This window comes from Streptomyces omiyaensis, assembly GCF_014650895.1.
Lineage (GTDB): Bacteria > Actinomycetota > Actinomycetes > Streptomycetales > Streptomycetaceae > Streptomyces > Streptomyces omiyaensis.
On the sequence record NZ_BMVV01000036.1, the window covers coordinates 17,432 to 34,097 of the forward strand.

At 71.8% G+C, this 16,666-nt stretch carries 14 protein-coding genes; 11 read left to right on the top strand and 3 right to left on the bottom strand.

Going from position 1 to position 16,666, the window contains the following annotated elements:
* Positions 1 to 173: 173 nt before the first annotated feature.
* From IE287_RS34590 to IE287_RS34620, 7 genes are all read left to right on the top strand, one after another.
* Positions 174 to 1,490, top strand: coding sequence for an NsdA family TPR-like regulatory protein (locus IE287_RS34590; RefSeq protein ID WP_506004979.1), 1,317 nt, complete (start codon positions 174 to 176; stop codon positions 1,488 to 1,490).
* A 4-nt stretch (positions 1,491 to 1,494) separates the two neighbouring features.
* Positions 1,495 to 2,175, top strand: a complete 681-nt coding sequence (locus IE287_RS34595; RefSeq protein WP_189853289.1) for a RibD family protein — start codon at positions 1,495 to 1,497, stop codon at positions 2,173 to 2,175.
* Positions 2,175 to 2,639, top strand: coding sequence for a deaminase (locus tag IE287_RS34600; RefSeq protein ID WP_189853290.1), 465 nt, complete (start codon positions 2,175 to 2,177; stop codon positions 2,637 to 2,639). The genes IE287_RS34595 and IE287_RS34600 overlap by 1 nt, the downstream gene beginning before the upstream one ends.
* Entirely contained in the window at positions 2,636 to 3,022 is a 387-nt protein-coding gene (locus tag IE287_RS34605) for a helix-turn-helix transcriptional regulator (RefSeq protein ID WP_229883930.1), read from the top strand. Before IE287_RS34600 ends, IE287_RS34605 begins: the two co-directional genes overlap by 4 nt.
* A 1,183-nt stretch (positions 3,023 to 4,205) precedes the next feature.
* Entirely contained in the window at positions 4,206 to 6,617 is a 2,412-nt protein-coding gene (locus tag IE287_RS34610; RefSeq protein WP_229883931.1) for a hypothetical protein, read from the top strand.
* Positions 6,614 to 7,459, top strand: a complete 846-nt coding sequence (locus IE287_RS34615; RefSeq protein ID WP_189853294.1) for a DciA family protein — start codon at positions 6,614 to 6,616, stop codon at positions 7,457 to 7,459. The genes IE287_RS34610 and IE287_RS34615 overlap by 4 nt, the downstream gene beginning before the upstream one ends.
* A 124-nt stretch (positions 7,460 to 7,583) precedes the next feature.
* Positions 7,584 to 8,462, top strand: coding sequence for a hypothetical protein (locus IE287_RS34620; protein ID WP_189853296.1), 879 nt, complete (start codon positions 7,584 to 7,586; stop codon positions 8,460 to 8,462).
* A gap of 190 nt (positions 8,463 to 8,652) precedes the next feature.
* Here the strand turns inward: IE287_RS34620 and IE287_RS34625 are convergent, their stop codons facing one another.
* On the bottom strand, positions 8,653 to 9,426 hold the full coding sequence (locus IE287_RS34625) for a hypothetical protein (RefSeq protein ID WP_189853298.1): 774 nt from the start codon (positions 9,424 to 9,426) through the stop codon (positions 8,653 to 8,655).
* Between the two features lie 188 nt (positions 9,427 to 9,614).
* Between IE287_RS34625 and IE287_RS34630 the strand changes: the two genes are divergently transcribed.
* The 3 genes from IE287_RS34630 (at position 9,615) to IE287_RS34640 (ending at position 11,521) form a co-directional block, all read left to right on the top strand.
* Positions 9,615 to 10,109 carry a hypothetical protein gene (locus IE287_RS34630; RefSeq protein ID WP_189853300.1) on the top strand — a complete coding sequence of 165 codons (495 nt, stop codon included), beginning with the start codon at positions 9,615 to 9,617 and terminating at the stop codon, positions 10,107 to 10,109.
* 156 nt (positions 10,110 to 10,265) lie between these two features.
* Positions 10,266 to 10,643 (top strand): hypothetical protein, encoded by a 378-nt coding sequence (locus tag IE287_RS34635; RefSeq protein WP_189853302.1) that lies wholly within the window; start codon positions 10,266 to 10,268, stop codon positions 10,641 to 10,643.
* A gap of 260 nt (positions 10,644 to 10,903) precedes the next feature.
* Positions 10,904 to 11,521: an NYN domain-containing protein gene (locus IE287_RS34640; protein WP_189853303.1), complete on the top strand. Its 618-nt coding sequence runs from the start codon at positions 10,904 to 10,906 to the stop codon at positions 11,519 to 11,521.
* Positions 11,522 to 11,666: 145 nt separating this feature from the next.
* On the opposite strand, the gene IE287_RS34645 is transcribed toward IE287_RS34640, so the two are convergent.
* Positions 11,667 to 14,351: an ATP/GTP-binding protein gene (locus IE287_RS34645; RefSeq protein ID WP_189853305.1), complete on the bottom strand. Its 2,685-nt coding sequence runs from the start codon at positions 14,349 to 14,351 to the stop codon at positions 11,667 to 11,669.
* 158 nt (positions 14,352 to 14,509) lie between these two features.
* Here IE287_RS34645 and IE287_RS34650 point away from each other — a divergent pair, with 158 nt between their 5' ends.
* Entirely contained in the window at positions 14,510 to 14,797 is a 288-nt protein-coding gene (locus IE287_RS34650) for a hypothetical protein (RefSeq protein ID WP_229883932.1), read from the top strand.
* Here IE287_RS34650 and IE287_RS34655 read toward each other — a convergent pair.
* Positions 14,755 to 16,581, bottom strand: coding sequence for a zeta toxin family protein (locus IE287_RS34655; protein ID WP_229883933.1), 1,827 nt, complete (start codon positions 16,579 to 16,581; stop codon positions 14,755 to 14,757). The genes IE287_RS34650 and IE287_RS34655 overlap by 43 nt on opposite strands.
* Between the last annotated feature and the right edge of the window lie 85 nt (positions 16,582 to 16,666).

Consider the following 16,666-nt stretch of genomic DNA (forward strand, 5'->3'; position numbering starts at 1 on the left):
TCCAGATCTGACATGTGGCCGGATCATCTGGCCACATAGGCCACGAGGTTGGGGGCGGGATGGCGCAGAAGCCGAGGGAGCTGACGCCCTGGGTGTCGCCCTTGCACAACTGGGGGTACCAGCTGCGGGAGCTGCGGACCTCACGGGGACTGAGCCTTCGCGAGCTCGGCAAGATGACTCGTATCGACCACAGCCACCTGGGACGATTCGAGCGAGCGGAGCGAACGCCCGACCGTTCGCAGGCCGTGGTCCTGGACGACAAACTGGGCGCCAGCGGCATGCTGCTCCGCCTGTGGGAGCGGATCGGTGACGAGCGTGGCCATGTGGCCAATCCCCCGGCCCATGTGGCCAGATCATCAGTGGACCTAGCTTTCGCCATGGCTGACCAGGCAGCGTCGGACGAAGGGATCTCGGTCCCGTGTCGTCTAGCTGATGGGTCGGTGATTTGGGTGGCTCTGAATCGGCGTGCGCTGCTGCGCACGGGGATGGGGCTCGGGGCTGCGGCCGCGGTCGGCGTCGGCTCGCCGGCCTTCGCGGACTCCGGTGCCGTTCCCGGTCTGGTCCGCAAGGCCCGGGCCGCGTACGCGTACGGCTCGACGCCTGTGGAGCACCTACGTCGCACCCGCCGCCTGCTGATCGACAACGACAACCTGCTCGGGCCCCGGCACGCCGTCGCCGCAGTGCGCGACCACATCCAGGTCATCCAAGAGCTGCGCCGGGACGCGAAGGGCGCCGACCGGCGCGACCTGATGGAGCTCCAGACGCAGTACGGCGAGTTCCTGTCCTGGCTCTACCAGGACCTGGGCAACCCGCAGGCGGCGTCGTACTGGCTGGACCGGGCCATGCAGTGGTCGCACACCGTCGGCGACAACGACCTGACCACGTACGTCATGGCCCGCAAGGCACAACTGGCCGGTGACACGGCCGACCTGGTCGACGTGGTCGACCTCGCCGAGGCCGCCCAGCGCATGGCCCGTCCGCGCAGCCGCCTCGCCGCCGTCGCGCGCACCTACGAGGCGTACGGACACGCGCTGCGCGGTGACGCCGACGAGAGCGAGCGGGCGATCGACGACGTCCGCAACGCCCTCGATGGCGCCGCCGCCGACCCCACCCCGTGGGGCGTGTGGCTGAATGCCTCGTACGTGGAGGTCCACCGCGCCCAGGGCCTCGAGGCCCTCGGCAAGCACGACCAGGCCGCCGCCGCGTTCGGCGCCGCCATCCGGCTGATGCCGGACGGCTACCACCGCGACCGGGGCGTCTACATGGCGCGGCAGGCCGTAGCGTTGGCCGGCGCCCGCGCCCCGGAGCAAGCCGCCGCACTCGGGATGCACGCGCTGACCGTCGCGGAGGACACGGGCTCCGGCCGGATCACGAACGAACTCGTCCGGCTCGACAAGGCCCTGATCCCCTGGCAGCGCGAGCCGGCCGTAGCCGAGTTCCGCGCCACCTTCGACTCCACCCTCTTCCACGAGACAGAAACGGAAGCCTGAGCAGATGACCGCCCGCCCGTACGTTCTGCTGTCCGCCGCCATGTCGGTCGACGGCTACCTGGACGACACCAGCTCCGAGCGGCTGCTGCTCTCCAACGCTGAGGACTTCGACCGCGTCGACCAGGTCCGCGCGGAGTCCGACGCCATCCTGATCGGCGCGAACACCATGCGCCGGGACAACCCGCGCCTGTTGGTCAACAGCGACGAACGCCGTGCTCAGCGCGTCGCCGACGGCAAGCCGGCCTACCCGCTCAAGGTCACGGTCACCCGCACCGGCGACCTAACCGCCGACCTGAAGTTCTGGCACCACGGCGGCGACAAGTTGGTCTTCACCGTCGACAGCGCGGTGGAAAAGGTCCGCGCGACGCTCGGGGACCTCGCTGACGTCGTCAGCGTCGGGCCCGACCTCGACTGGGACCTGGTCCTCGATGAGCTCGGGCGCCGCGGCGTCAAGCAACTGATGGTGGAGGGCGGCGGCACGATCCACACCCAGCTCATGGCGCAGAACCTGGCCGACGAGGTCCACCTCGCCGTCGCGCCACTGCTCGTAGGCCAGGCCGACGCCCCGAAATTCCTGGGCACCGCCGACTACCCGGGCGGGTCGACCTCCCGGATGCGTCTGCTGGAGGCCCGCGCGATCGGCGACGTCGTGCTCCTGCGCTACGCCCCGAAGGAGCGCGGCTGATGTACGCGCCCGGCCGAGACGAGGAACTCCGCTGGATGCGGCGCGCGATCGACCTCGCCGCGCTGTGCCCTCCGGCCGCCGGGGCGTACTCGGTGGGCGCGGTCATCGTTGCCGAGGACGGCACCGAGCTCGCGGCCGGCTACTCGCGCGAGACCGATCCGCGTGAACACGCGGAGGAGGCCGCCCTCGCGAAGCTCCCGGCGGGCGACCCGCGGCTGGCCACGGCGACGATCTACTCGTCCCTGGAGCCGTGCTCCCAGCGGAGCGCGGATCGTACTCCCTGCACGCAGCGGATCCTCGAGGCCGGGATCCCGCGCGTCGTCATCGCCTGGCGCGAACCGCCGTTGTTCGTTGCCGACTGCGTGGGGGTCGAGCAGCTCGCCGAGGCGGGCGTGGACGTCGTAGAGCTGCCGGAACTCGCTGAGGCCGCACGCGCCGCGAACTCGCATCTGGGGTTCTCGTGACCACGCCTGTCCGTGATCTCGGCAGCGCCGTTTCGTTGGCGGCAGGCCAGGCGCTTCCCGAGCAGAGATCGAATGATGTATCTTTTCGGGAAGTGCTGGATAGGATGGAGGCTGTGATGTCGGATCCGCTGCGTCGAGTTGATGCTCTGGTGGATGCTGACACGCTGCCCCCGCCTCATATCCGGCAGCAGTTGCGGATCGCTGCAAATCTCACCCAGGCGGAAGTTGCCGAGGCCATCGGCGTCCAGCGGCTTGCCGTCGTGCGATGGGAAGCCGGCCAGACGCAGCCCCACCGGGGAAACCGTCTGAAGTACGCGCAGCTGCTCCGCCGCCTGGCCGAGGAACACCCGTCCGTCGCTCAAGGAGGACTGGGTGAAGGCTGACCTCGCACCTGTTTTCCGGCAGGCCGACTCCACCTTCAAGATCGAGGGGGTCGGGATGACCTAGGTCATCGGCCGCGCGCGCCAAGTAGTGGACTCGCAATCCACTGCGGCCTCGCGCGGCCCGTCGTGCCGACAAGGGCTTCGCAACCCGAGTCGGCTGCCCAGTGTCCGATTGACGTCGGCCCTGGGCCCAGCTCATCGAGCTGGTTCTTCTTCTCAATGCAGTCCCCGCCTTGACAAGCGGGTCGCTCCACTCGGCTGACAACCGAGCTTCGCAGTTCCACCCGGTCTGACAGGACCGGGCTCGTTCCACCCGGTCCGGCAAGACCGAGCTTCACCGCAGTAGCCCCTTCGCAGGGGGCTCCTGTCGTTCCTCAGCCCCGACAAGGACTTTGGAACATCCGTTCGAATCACAGAGAGAAAGGGATTGCCTCTGGTTCTTCGTCCGGTCGCCCGCTCCTCACGGAGGGGGCGGCCACCTCACCCATTCACTCGCCGGCTGCCCTGTTCTCACAGGTCGGCCCGGCTCGCATATGAGAGTTGGTGTCCTCGTCATAGTGCCCGATCTGGTGTCCCCTGAAAAGTCGACCACTGCCCGTTTCGATACGATTCGCGACATTCGCGCACTTCGCGCGGCAGAACTTCCTATGGGAAGTCGCGCCCTGGCCAGCCCCGCCCGGCCGACGTACGTCCACGTCCGCAACGACTCCGTCAACGACGTCTGCGACGAGGCCGTCCCATGTGGCGGGACGCGATCTGAAGTCGTCGCCCGCCGTGCGGGAGCGCGGGGGGCAATCGGGGTTCGACGGTCTTTGTCCACAGGGCGGCCGGTCCAGGCTGCCGAGGTGATCATTTCTCGCACCGCTGTGCCCCGCCCGCGCTTCGCCCCCCGAGGGGGTGTCCGGTTTGGCTGGTACACCACGGCCATGACCGCCTGCACCGCCCTGTCCGCCCCGGCGCCTCTCTACGTCCGCGCTTCCTCCATGACGCTCGTCGGGGGTGCCCGATGAGCGCCGCCGCGGCATCGGCCGCCGTACTCCCGCGCTCCCGCACGGTGTCCGCCGGCGGGGCCTCGCGCCGCCGGCTTCGGTCGGTTCCGGCGCAGCCCGGGCCGGTCCCGAAGCGGGCTGCGGGTCATCCGCTGTCGCTCGGTCGCGACGCGCGTGCACGTCTGGGTGGTGCGGTGCGCGCCCTTCTGGATGCGGCGGGCCTGGACGGCGCGTCGGACGCGGTGCGTCTGGCGGTGCTGGTGCTGGCGTCGCGGACCCCGGCGGAGAACGGTGTGGTGAAGATCCATACCTCGGAGCTCGGCCGGTGGATCGGGATGTCGGCGTCGTACACGGCATCTGAGGTGGTGTCGGGGCTGCGCGGCTCGGGTGTGGTGTCGGTGGAGACCGAGAAGGGCGAGTACCGCGAGGACATCGGCCTGGAGTGCAAGGTGCTGCCTCTGTGGGCGGCGCAGGACGTCGTCGGGCACCCGCTGAATCTGGCGAAGAAGGAGTACGCGACGCTGCAGCGGCTGATGGAGGCCGTGATGGCGCCGGGCTGGAAGCACAAGGACGGCCGGGTCACTCCGGCCGGGCTGATCGGTACGCGTACCGGCCGGGGCGCGGCGACGGACCGTCTGGCGCTGCTGCTGCTGGTGCTGGAGGCGCGGGAGACCGGGCGGGTGCGGCAGTGCGGCGGGACGGTGGACACCAAGCGCGGCCGCGCGGCGGCGACGGTGGCCCGGCTGCTCGGGTGCACGGCGTCGGCAGGAGAGCGGGTACTGGAGCGTCTGGAGGCTCGGGAGCTGGTGCTGCGGGTGCGGCTGAAGACGGGCTCGGGCATGCCGAACCGGTCGCGGCTGATGGTGCCGGCGGTCGCCGCCGCGCACGGCCGCACGGTCGCCGATGACGTCCAGGAGGACTGCGAGGAGGACCTGGGGCCCGTTTTTTCAGACCCCGACGTTACGGCAGGGCCTAGTGAGGTCCTAGAGGTGGCAGCCGAACCGCAGGTCAGCGGCCCGTCTGTGACGGATGAGGCAGATGTTGCAGAGCCCGACGTTGCGGCAGCCCTTCACACTGACCACCCTCACCTGGTTACTCCCGTCGTTGATCTCTCGGTCTCTGGTGGCTTTTCCGGCGAAGGCCGTGGGGGTGAGGGCCGTCGGCCGGGACGCGCGTGCGTGCGCGAGGACCAGGCCGCCGACGGCGAGTCCGCCGTGGCCGGGTCCGGGAGCCTGGTGGCCGGGGTCGCCCCGCTTCGCGGTGAAAAGCCCACCAAGTCACCCGTCGACGAGCAGGAGCAGGCAGGCGGCGTCGCCGCTGGTGCTGGTGCCCGGCTGACGGTCGTGGGTGGTGGAAAGACGCGGCAGCAAGGGCGGTCGGAGCTTCCGGCCGATCTTGATCTGCGGGTGGCTCTGACACCGGTGTCCTGGCTGTGGACGAAGCTGAACCGCTGGCAGCAGGACCGCGTCGTGGAGGCCGCGAAGGCGGAGCTCGCGCAGCTGCGCCAGGTGCTGGAGTGGGCGGGGCAGGCTCCGTCGGCGTTGGCCGCCCGGCTGACGTCCCGGCTCGAGGAGACCGGCGGCGAGGCCCTGATCGCCCGCCCGTACGGCTGGATCACCCGCCGCGGGCTGGTGCGCCGGCCGTCGTGCTCGGACGTGCGGTGCGACGACGGCGCCCGGCTCGACACCGGTGCCGACTGCGACAACTGCGCCAACATCCTGCACTCACGCCGTGCGTGGCGGGTGCGGATCGCGGCCGAGGTCGACCAGGAGCTGCCCGGCCTGGAGACGGACGCCCGGTACCGGGAGATCGAAGCCCGGATGCGCCGTCACGCCGAGGCCGAGGCCGCCGACTTCGTGGCCCGTCAGGCCGAGGCCCGGGAGCGAGCGGCCCAGTGCGCGGCGGCCCGTGCCGAGGCCGAGGCGCAGGCCCTGGTCGAGCGGGAGAGGGCGGCGGCCGAGGCGGCGGCCCGGCAGGCTGTGGCGTGCGCGGACTGCGGCCGGGAGCGGTCGGCCGGGCTGTGCGAGGCGTGCGACCACCGGCGCCAGACCAAGGTCCTGATCGGCGAGGCCGGTCTCCTCGCGGCCACCTGGTCGGCCGACCCGGCCGACCCGGTCGCCGTCGCGGCCGTCGTCGCCGAGGTCCGTACGGCCATCGAGGACGCCATCGCCGCCTCGTGGGCCCAGTTCCAGCAGATCACCGACCCGGCCGCCCTGGCGGCAGCCGGTCCCGACGCCGTCGAGGACGCCGCCGCGCACAACGCGTTCCTGACCGCCGAGAGCGCGGCCGCGGAGTACCGGCACGAGGCCCTGGTGATGCTCGGCCGCAGCACGGAGGCCCAGGCCGAGGCCAGCAAGGCGTACACCACGGAGCTCGCCAAGCCCTGGTTCCAGGCCATGCCCGACAGCGACGACGCCCAGCGCGCCGCGGCCGAGGCCGCCGCGAAGGCGCAGACCCGCACCGGCGAGCACCTGCTCGCCGTACGGCTGGAGCAGCTGCGCACCCTCGCCCGCCCGGAGCCGGTCCGGCCCGCTCCGTGGTCGCGGCGTCTGCCCGAGCTCGCCGCCCGCCCGCTGGACGGCGAGGGCCTGGAGGTGATCGCGTGACCGCCGTCCCGGAGCTGTCCGGCGTCGACCTCGCCCGCCAGGCCCTGCTCGCCGCCCGGGAAGCGGCGAAGAAGAACGGCGCCCAGACGAAGAAGCCTAAGCGGCGCACCGGCACCGCCGTACGGCGGGACGGCCGCGAGCCCCTCGGGCTCGGTGCGGCGATCACGATGATGATGACCGAGCGCGGCCTGGTCGCCCCGGCTGCCGGCGGCAGCGTCCTGGCCCAGTGGGAGGCCATCCTCGCCGCGGCCGCGCCCGAACTTGCCGGGCACGTCCAGGCCGTCGGCTTCGACGCGGACACCGGCCGCCTGGACGTCGCCCCCGACGCTCCGGCGTACGCCACGAAGACCCGCTGGTGCGCGTCGAAGTTGATTGAGGCCGCCAACCGCGCGGTGTCCGGGGTGAACGTGCGGGCGGTGAACGTCCTGGCGCCCGCCACCCGTGCTGCGGCTACGGCGACGTCCCCGGCAGCTGCCGACGACCTGGCCCCGCAGCCGGTTGCACCAGCGGGGCCGGTGAAGACGCGGGAGAGCGCGTCGGCCGGCTATCGCCGTGCCCTCGCCGCTCACCACGCGGTCGCCCCGCCTCGCCAGGAAGACCCGGCCATGGCCACCGCCGTCGTTGTACGGAAGGAACAGGTCCGCCGCGGCCTCGACGAGCGCGCTGTCCCCGACATCGACCAGGAGCAGAAGGACGAGGCACCGGCCTCCCCCGAGGCTGTCCGTGTCCAGGAGCGCCAGGAGGCCGAAGAGATCCGTGCGGCCGCGATCCTGCGGGCCCGCGCCGAACGCGCAGGGCGAACGGTGCCGCTCGTTACACCCGCCCTGCGCCAGGCCGGGTGACAGCCCTGCGACAGGGCGATCAACCGGCAGATCCCATAGGCCCTTTCGGCTGATCGAGGTACAAGTGCCCCCTGGCGGCTGCAAGGATCATCGAGCCACGAAAAGGCGAAGGAGAGCGACGAGGATGCCGAAGAAGCGCAAGAAGAACCGCAAGCCTGCCGCAGTTCGTACAGCCCCGACCCAATACACAGGCCCGGAGCAGGCGGATTGGGATGATGCTCCGGAGGAGGAGTTCAACCCGCTCGCATCCCTCAAGGATCGGTTTCCCACTCCTGCTGACGCCGTGAAAACCGTTCAGGCTGGCGAAGAAGTGGAGTGGATCGGCAGCGTCGAAGGCGCCAAGATGCGCCACCGCGTCGTCCTGACCGACAACGGCGAAGCTCTCGTCGAGCAGGCCGTCTTCCTCGACGGCGCCCTGGAGCAGATGGTGCTGTGCGCCGCGCACCAGGCCGGCGAACACGGCCGGGACGAACTGCGCACCGGAGTGCTCGCCGCTCTCGATGTCCTGCACGCCGTTATCCGCCCGATGACGGAAACTGATGTCCGCGAGTTCCAGCCCGGCTACACCGCTGCTGTACTCGAGTCCTTCCAGGAAGCGCCTGAACCCCATGGCCCGGGTACCCCGGTGTTCGGGTGGCGCACCTTCCACAGCGTCGGCCCGAACACCACCTGGGATGACACGATCGACACGGCCACCTGGAACAGCTCCACCGTGATGTCCGGTTTCCTCGGAGACTCAGACGACGTGCCCGAGCTCCAGCCTTTTCAGCTCGCACGGGTACTGCGCGACCACGGGGTCCCGGTCATCCTCTGCGCCGTTTGCGGCGATCCCCTCACCGACCGACACCCTCGATGGAACGGTGTATGGGTCTCGCCCGGCAACGACACTGGCCCGCTCTGCGAACCGCCCGTTCCCGCGCTGCAGCTCCCGGCCCCCCGACTTGGGTGGCTCACCGACGCGGAGTTCGGCCACCCGCACCAACCTGCCCCCACGACTGACTGACTAGGGGGCCGCCGCCCGTGCGGGACGGCGGCCCCCTTCGTGTCTTGCCCTCCCGGAATATCGCCAGAAGTGACTTGATCATGTCGGTGGGTAACCGTCGGTTGGCGGGGCGCTTTCCGGTCTCGCTCACGCGAAGGGCCCGCCGTGAGGGCACGGCGGGCCCGGACCGGATGGGGCGGATCGTGGGGGACTAGGCGTAGAGCTTGGCGTGGTCGCGGTTGGACTCCGCCCATCCCTCGTACTTCTGTGCCTCGTGGAGGTGTTCCTCGGCCAGGGACGGCTCGGCGGCCGCCAGCTGCCGGAAGACGCTGGCGATCTCCTGGCTGTGGTCGGCCGTCGCGGTCAGGTTGTCGGCCAGGGCCCGGGGGTCGCCGGTCTCCTTCAGGAGGCGGTACGCGTTGCTGAGTTCCTGAAGCTGGTCCTTCAGTACGGTCAGCCGGGCGTTCAGGGCGGCGCCCCGGGCGCGTAGGGAGCCCTCGTACTCGCGGGAGCCGGGGAAGCGGACGGCGTCCAGGCCGGAGCTGACCGCGGTGGTCTGCTCCGGGAACAGGCGGGCGTAGTAGCGGTCGAGCATGGCCGCGTTCTCCATGGAGTCCTTCGGGCTGTGGGCCGGCAGGTCGGACCGGCCGGTGGCGGCCCAGGCGCGCACGTTGCCGTGCCACCGCTCGTGGGCGGCCTGCCGGGTGGTGCCGGCCGCCGCGCCGATCTGGTCCCAGGTGGTGCCCCGCTCGCGTTCGGCGATGGCGGCGCTTGTCACGGCCCGGTCGGCGAGCTCGGCGAGGCGCAGGGCGGCGCGGAGCAGGTCACCGGGGGCGGGGTCGAGGGCGATGGGAATCTGCTCCAGGGCCTCGTCAGCGAGGAAGAAGGCGGCGGAGGCGTAGTGCAGGCGGCCTTCGTCGCGGGGGGAGAGGCGGGCGCCGGGGATGGTCTGCTCGCCGTCGGAGGGGAGGGCGGTGTCGGTCATGAAGTCAAGGTAGCCCTGACGGAGAAGGCTAGTCAGGGTTGCCTTGACGAATTCGGCCATGATCGTCAAGGGCGGGCGCCAGGCGGTCCGCAGAGTGCGGACGCCGTCCGTTTCGTCATGGTGGGCCCGATGGCGGCCCGGCTCCGCGGCGCCCGTTCCCCCGACCCCGTGACGGCCGTTATCAGGGCATGGACACCCTCCCGTCTCCTTCCCGGACCCTGCGAGACGTCCGGGGGGAGATCCTGGCCCTCGACCTCGTCCGCGACTGGGCGGCCGGGCAGGATCTGGTCGCCGAGCTCGACAGCGCGATGCGCGCGCTCACCGACCCCACCGGCGGACTCCCGCTCCACACCGCCGCGCAGAACGCTCTCACGGGCCTCTTCGAGGACGAGCTCGTAGCCCTGGACGTCCCGCCGCACGACCCCGCCAGCCGGATCCCGACCGCTCGCCTGACGGCCGAGACCGACCTGCTGCTCACCGGGACGACGACCGCGCCCGAGATCTGCGACGCCCTGGCCGCGTTCGCCGTCGGCGACTTCGCCGGCATGGTCTCGGTGCCGACGACCAGCTGGTTCGTCGTGGTCGGGCTCGCGGCCGCGGCCGCCGGACGAGTCCGCCACGGCAGCGCCGACGCCTACCTCACCGCCCTCGAACGCCGCCGCACGGTGTCCGCCGCCCTCTGAAGTCCTCCAGCGCGGCAGACATCGCCGCTGCGCGGCCGCGTGCCGGGGAGAGAAGGACCGAGACCCGGATTCCAGGGCCCCACTGAACCGCACGGTGGCCTCGGACCTCTTGACGTGCCAGGATCCCGATCAGCAACAAGGGGAAGGGGAGCGGGTGTGGCTGGGAGCGTGGTGGGGCCGGGTGTGGTGGTGCGCGGGGTCGAGGAGCTGACCATCGAGGAGGTTGAGAGGCTGCTGGGCTGGCTCTTCCCTCACCTCGATCCCAAGGCGCCCGGCCTCTTGGCGACTGCGCAGCTCGCCGAGGGAAGGGTGCGTGAGCAGCTGGCACGGCGGGATGCCGAAGCCGTGCCGGGCTGGTCGGTGCTGGCCGATCTGGCGCAGGACTGGCAGTTTCTGCGTCAGGTCGCGCGCGGGATCGCCGGCCGCGCGCTTCCGGACGACCGGACGGTGTTCTGGAAGGGGACATTCGACTACATCCCCCGAGGTGCAGGCTCGGGGGAGGTGGCCGCTGCAGGGGCGGTGCTGTGGTGGTGAGGGGCGGCGGCCGGTGCGCTGTTTTCCGCCTGGGTTCAAAGATCGACGCGTGGAGTTCGGAGATTGACGCGTAGAGTTCAAAGCCGTACCATCGATCCATACCCCGCCGGGTCTGCAAAGCCCCGGTTCGACGGCCCCGCAAGGGGCCGTTTTTGTATTCACAGGCAGGTTGTGCACGCAGGCGAGCGAACCCCGGCTGTTCCTGGCCGGCAGTACCAGGGCCCGGGCATTACCTCGGGCTCTCGGGAGGGGAAGCCAGCGTGTCCGAGCTGATCGTCTATGTGGACGGTTTCAATCTGTACCACGGTCTGCACGAGAAGTACGGTCGTAGATTTCTCTGGCTTGACCTGGAGAAACTCGCTCGGACGCTGCGGCCGCGTGACCAGCTCGTGAAGGTCAAGTACTTCACCGCCTCGGTCATGAACGACCCGGACGCTTTGAGCAGGCAGGACACCTACCTCCAGGCTCTCTCCGCGTACAGCGGCGAAACGGTGGAGATCGTCAAGGGGCGCTACCAGGCGAAGCGGAAGACGTGCAAGCAGTGCGGCGGGAGCTGGACTCACTACGAGGAGAAGGAGACCGACGTCAACATTGCGGTCTCCCTCGTCGCGGACGTGGCAACGAAGGCTGCCACGTCGGCCGTCGTCATCAGCGGAGACAGCGACCTCGCGCCCGCCGTCCGCAAGGCCAAGAGCCTGGCCCCCGGCACCCACATCATGGCGGCGTTTCCTCCTATGAGGGGCTCCAACGAGCTGAAGACCCTGATGCCGGCCTCCTTCTATATCGGCCGTGCCAAGTTCGCCGGAGCCCAGCTGCCGGATCAGATCACTGACCCGGTGAGGGGACACGTTCTCGCTCGGCCCGCGAAATGGTCCTGACAGCCGTCAGCAGCGCTTTCTCTACCCCTCGCCGACGGCTGCCCTGATCCGGCCCTGGCCAGCCGTGAAGAGGCTGCCGCCCGGCCTGTACGCGACTGCGGCTCCGACCAGAGGTGTCTGGTCGGAGCCGCAGTCGCGTCTGGGGTCAGTGTCCGGGGAGCAGGCGTTCCTGCCGGGCCTGGACGAGGCCGCGCCACGCGGAGCGGACCTCGTCCTCGCTCTTGGTCCAGCGGACGGTCGAGGGCGCGGGAAGGGGGAGGTCGGCCATGAAGTGGGCGATGTCGGTGAAGTAGGCGAAGTCGCCGGTGGTGGTGAGCGTGCGGAGCCGGCCGATGGTGGCGGCGAGGTCCTGGTCCGCGCCGCGGACGGCGTGGTGGAAGGCGAGGGCGAGTTCGACGAACCGGTGGAGGAAGGGGAGCCCCGCGGTCTCGATGTCGGTCCGCAGGTTCTCGGCGCGGGCGGCGACGTCGCGGTCGCTGGTTCCGGCGTCCTTGATCAGGGCGACGACCTGGGTGAGGAGGGTGTTGGAGCGCTGGTCGAGCCCGTCGAGGAGCTGGTGGGCGTAGGCGAGCTCGTCGGCGGCGCGGTCGGGGTCGGCGAAGGAGACGGCCAGCGCGAGGCGGACCTGCATCATGGCGCGCTCGCCTGCGGCATTGTGCTGTTCGGCTTCGGCGCGGCCGGCTTCGAAGGCGGTGATGGCGGCTGCGGTGTCGGCGTGGGACCAGTGGATGTCGCCGAGGACGCGGTGGTGGCGGCCCTTCCAGCCCAGGGTGGGGACGGCGGCCAGGGCGGTGGGGAAGTCGCCGGCGAGGCGGGCCAGGTTGGCGAGCGCCCGGCGGGCCTTGACGGCGAGGCGGCCGCCCGTGTCGGCGACCTGCTGCATGCCGGTGCGGGCGGCGTCGTTGTGGCTGAGGTCCTTGTGGGCCTTGGCCCGGTAGTAGAGGGCCATCTCGGTCAGCTCGGCGGGCAGCAGGCCGGTGTCCAGGACGGCGGTGAGGCGGTCGGCGGTGCGCCGGCGGTGCTCGCGCTGGCGGCGGGCGATCGCGGTGAGGAGCTCGGCCACGGCGTCGGCCGGAGTGTCCGGGGCGCCGGTGGCGGTGGTGGGTGGGGTGAGGGGTTCCCAGATGGAGTCGTCGGTGTAGACGAAGGCGGCGTCGATGAGCCAGCCCAGGCCGGTCAGGCGGTGGTCGCGGGCCAGGCGCAGGCCCTGGCGCAGGCACGCGACGAGGAGCATCCGGCTGGGGGCGAGGGCCGCGGCCCTCGCCCACTGGTCGCCGAGGGCGGCCAGGGCGCGGCCGGCGGCCTGATGCCAGTCGGCGTCCGTCCAGCGGTCGTCGCTGTGTTCGTCCTCCTGTACGGCGCTGCGGATCGCGCGGTGCAGGTGGTAGGGCCACAGGGCGTAGGGGTCCTCGGTGACCAGGGGCCGCTCGACCAGGCGGCGGGCCGGGGCCTGCTGGGGAAGGCCGGCCGTCCGGGTGGCCAGGTCGAGGTCGAAGGCGTCCAGCAGGGCGACGGAGCGCAGCAGGTGTCGTTCCTCGGGGGTGAGGTCGGACAGGGTGCGGGCGAGGAGGGCGGGGAAGGTGCAGTCGAAGTCGGCCGCGGTGGGGGTGCGGCCGGTGCGGCGGATCTCCAGGAAGCGGCTCACGGCGAGGTCGAGGTGGAGGGGCAGGCCGTGGGAGCGGGCGGTGATCGCCGCCCGGATGTCGGCGGCGATGAGGGGCTCGCCGTCGTGGACCAGGCGGCGGGCGAGGTGGGTCTCGCAGTCTTCGGGGGAGAGGTCGCCGATCAGGAACTGCCGGGCGCCGGAGCCGGCGGCCCGGGGCTGCGGAACGGTCAGGGACGTGGGGGCGGTGGCCAGGCCGGGCCAGGCGGCGGGGCCGGTCCAGTCGAGCTGGCCGTGGAGGGCGGGGTCGGCCCACTGCAAGCGGCTGCGGCCGCCGATGACGAAGAAGACGTTGGGCATGAGCCAGACCAGGCGCTGCAGCAGCCGCTCGAAGTCCCGGTGACGGTCCGCGGTGTCCTCGAAGGTGTCCAGCAGGATCACCGGGGTGAGCCGCTTCTTCGCGGGCAGCTGGTTCAGGTCCCAGGCCAGCAGGTGCGGGTAGTAGGACAGCGCCTCCAGGTCCGGGGTGGCTTCCAGCAGGGCCGCCGTCCGGGCCGCGCCGGCCAGGGCCCGGGCGCGTTCTTGGCGCTCGCGCAGCGCCGACACGAGCGCGCCGGTGAGCTGGCCGGCCGCGGAACCGACGAGGCCGGGCAGTGCCAGGGCGGCGGCGACCTCTCCGACTCCGGCCTGCAGCTGCCCGGGCAGCAGGTTGGCAAAGCGGCCCGCCAGCCCGGACCGCCGGACGTACTCGTCCAGCGGCTCGCCGGGGTGCGTGTGTTCCCAGTAGTTGCGCAGGGCCACGTCGAAGGACACCGTCGTGCGGTCCAGGGCCCCGGCGAGCGCGAGGCGGATCGTCAGGATGACCCGCTCGAAGTCCGAGCCGGTCGACGCGGCCCTCGACAGATCGATCCGGATGGGCAGAACCCGCTCGGTCCAGGTCGGTGCGCCCCACTGCTCGGGCCGGTGCTCGGCAGCGGTGAGCGCGGCCTCGATCTTGCGGAGCAGGGTCGACTTACCCACCCCGCCGACACCGTGGAAGACGATCACGTTGGTGCGGGGCGCCTCGAGGTCCTCCACGTCGAAGGCACCGCCGGCGACGCGGCGCAGGTGCTCCTCCAGGGCGGCGGCCACCACGGCCCACTGGCTGTTGCGGTCGGTGAACGCCTCCGCGACGTCGAACGCCGACGGGTCGTTGGAGCTGAACAGCGCACGCAGGTTGTCGGCCATGGTCCCCCCAGGTGATCGTCTGCGTCCCAACCTATGCCGCCCGGCACGCCCTGGAGGACACTCCGCTCGGCACGTCCGGTGCCCGCCGGTGGTGGACTGGATATCGGCCCCGGCCGACAATGATCCTTTTGCCGTCACCCTAGTGAAGGTTGGTTCCCGTGCACGATCCGGCATCCCCCTCCAGCTCCTCCGAGCCGGCCGACGAAATCAGCCGCCGGGCCCCCGCCGACGTGGTGGAGGAGGTGATGGCCTGGTACAGCCGGGCGATCCTGGCCGAACGCCGCGCACCCAACTCCTCTCCGGAGCGGCTGGAGCAGCTGCTCGCCCAGCGGCAGGAGTGCGTGCGTGACCGGGCGCGGCTGGAGGAGGCCGACGCCGAGGAGACCGCCCGGATCACCGCCTCCTACGCGGCCCGCCTGCGGGAGCTCGGGGCCACCGGCCCGTAGCCGTCGCCGTCGTCAGCCTTCGGCAAGGGGAGGGCGGCTACGGTCGCGGGACCGGCGAGGCGACGCGGCTGGAGGTGCGCGGGCATCAGCGCCCGCGCCAGCCGGGTGATCTGCTCGATGTCGTGGCGGTAGTGCGGGAGCTCGGCGCGCAGACGGCGCTGGACGGCTCGGAAGCGTGCCGCCTCCTGGTCGGTGTAGGGGCGCTGCTGCTCGGCGAGCAGCGTGTCCGCCGCCCTGGCCGGCCGCGCCCAGGAGCCCTTGGGGGTGAGGTCGTTGCGGTAGAGGACCGTGCCGTCGCGCCCCCACACCAGGACGCGGTCCACCGCCGCTTCCTGTTCGGCCGCGGCCACCGCGTCGGCGAGCACCGTGAAGTGGTGGTCGTGCCCGGCCGCGGTGGTGAAGCGGCCCTGGCCGCCCAGCCGGTTCACCTCGGCGCAGCGCACCGCGGTGCCCTGTCGGGAGTCCGCCGCCCGTACGGCCAGCACCACCAGCTCCACCCGGTAGCCCGCCCGCCGGTAGGCCATCGCTCCCTCCACGAAGCCAGCCGCACTGCCGGGGGCGATCTCGATCGTCACATCCCCGCGCCGCTCCCGTACGGCCGCCTCCGCCATGGCCTGCCAGGCCCGGTAGTCCGCCCGGATGCGCTCGCCGGCCGTGCGCGGCTCCTCGCGCAGCAGGTCGTAGTAGTCCGGGTGCGACGCCTTGAAGAAGTCGCCGCTGATGTGTGTCGGACGGTCGCGCAGGGCCCGGCGCAGCACCCGGGCCGTGGTCGACTTCCCGGATCCGGGCTGGCCCATCACGTACACCGCGACCGGCCGCTCCTGCGGCGTGATGCCCTCCAGGAGGGACGGGGCGATCAGCGTGTCGAAGATCCACCGGTGTTCCTCGGCGGAGAGCCGGTGGTAGTCGACGCCCGGCGCCTCCCGCCGGACCTGGACGCCGCGCCGCACGGGCTCGGCCAGCGCGGCCGCGCGCTCGCCGTCGCGCCGCACCGCAAGAGCCCAGTCCTCGGGTAGTCGCGGATCGTGCGCACGCCGGTCGGCGTCTGCGAGCTGGCGGCGGAAGACGCCGGTCTCCGCCGCGCTCCACGGACGTAACCGCTCGCCCAGCAGCGCCTCGCGCGCACCGGCCGGCCTCCACCAGCCGCCCTCGGTCGTGAGCTCGTTGGCGTACAGGACTTCGCCGGCGCGCCGGACGACAACGACCCGGTCGGCCAGGCGCCCGGCCTCGATGTCCGCGAGGGCGGCGGGCAGCGCGGCGGCGCAGGCGTCGTGGTTGTCCCACCCGACGTACCGGGCCCGGCCCTCCTCGGCCAGGCGCAGGTACCGGTCCAGCACACCGAGCTGGGAAACAGCCTCCGGCACGGCCAGGGCCACCACCTCGACCCGGTAGCCGGCCGTGCGGTAGACGGCGAGGGTGGCCAGCCACCCGGCCGGGTCGGCCAGAGCCTCTTCCGCCACCACGTCGAACCGGCTGCTGCGGGCGAGCGCTTCGACCTCGGCCTGCCAGCGGTAGGTCTCCGGCCGCACCCGCACACCGGCCGTCCGCACGTCCTCGGCCAGGAAGGTGCTGTAGTGCGGGTGCAGGGCCTTGTAGCCGTCCCGGTCTACCCGCACCGCACCGCCCCGCTGTTCGAGGGCGGCGTGCACCAGGTCCATCACCAGCGTCTTGCCGCTGCCGGCCTGCCCGGCCACGAACACCACCACCGGGTGCTCCTGCGCCACCGCGCCCGCCAGCAGCTTCGGCGCGATCACCTCGGCGAGCAGCTCGCCGTACTTCTCCACCAACGTCTCCCGGCCGCGTTCGAGCTCTTCTGACTCCTCCGTGCCCGTTCCGGCCCGCCGCAGGGGCCTGCGGCGGGCCGGAACG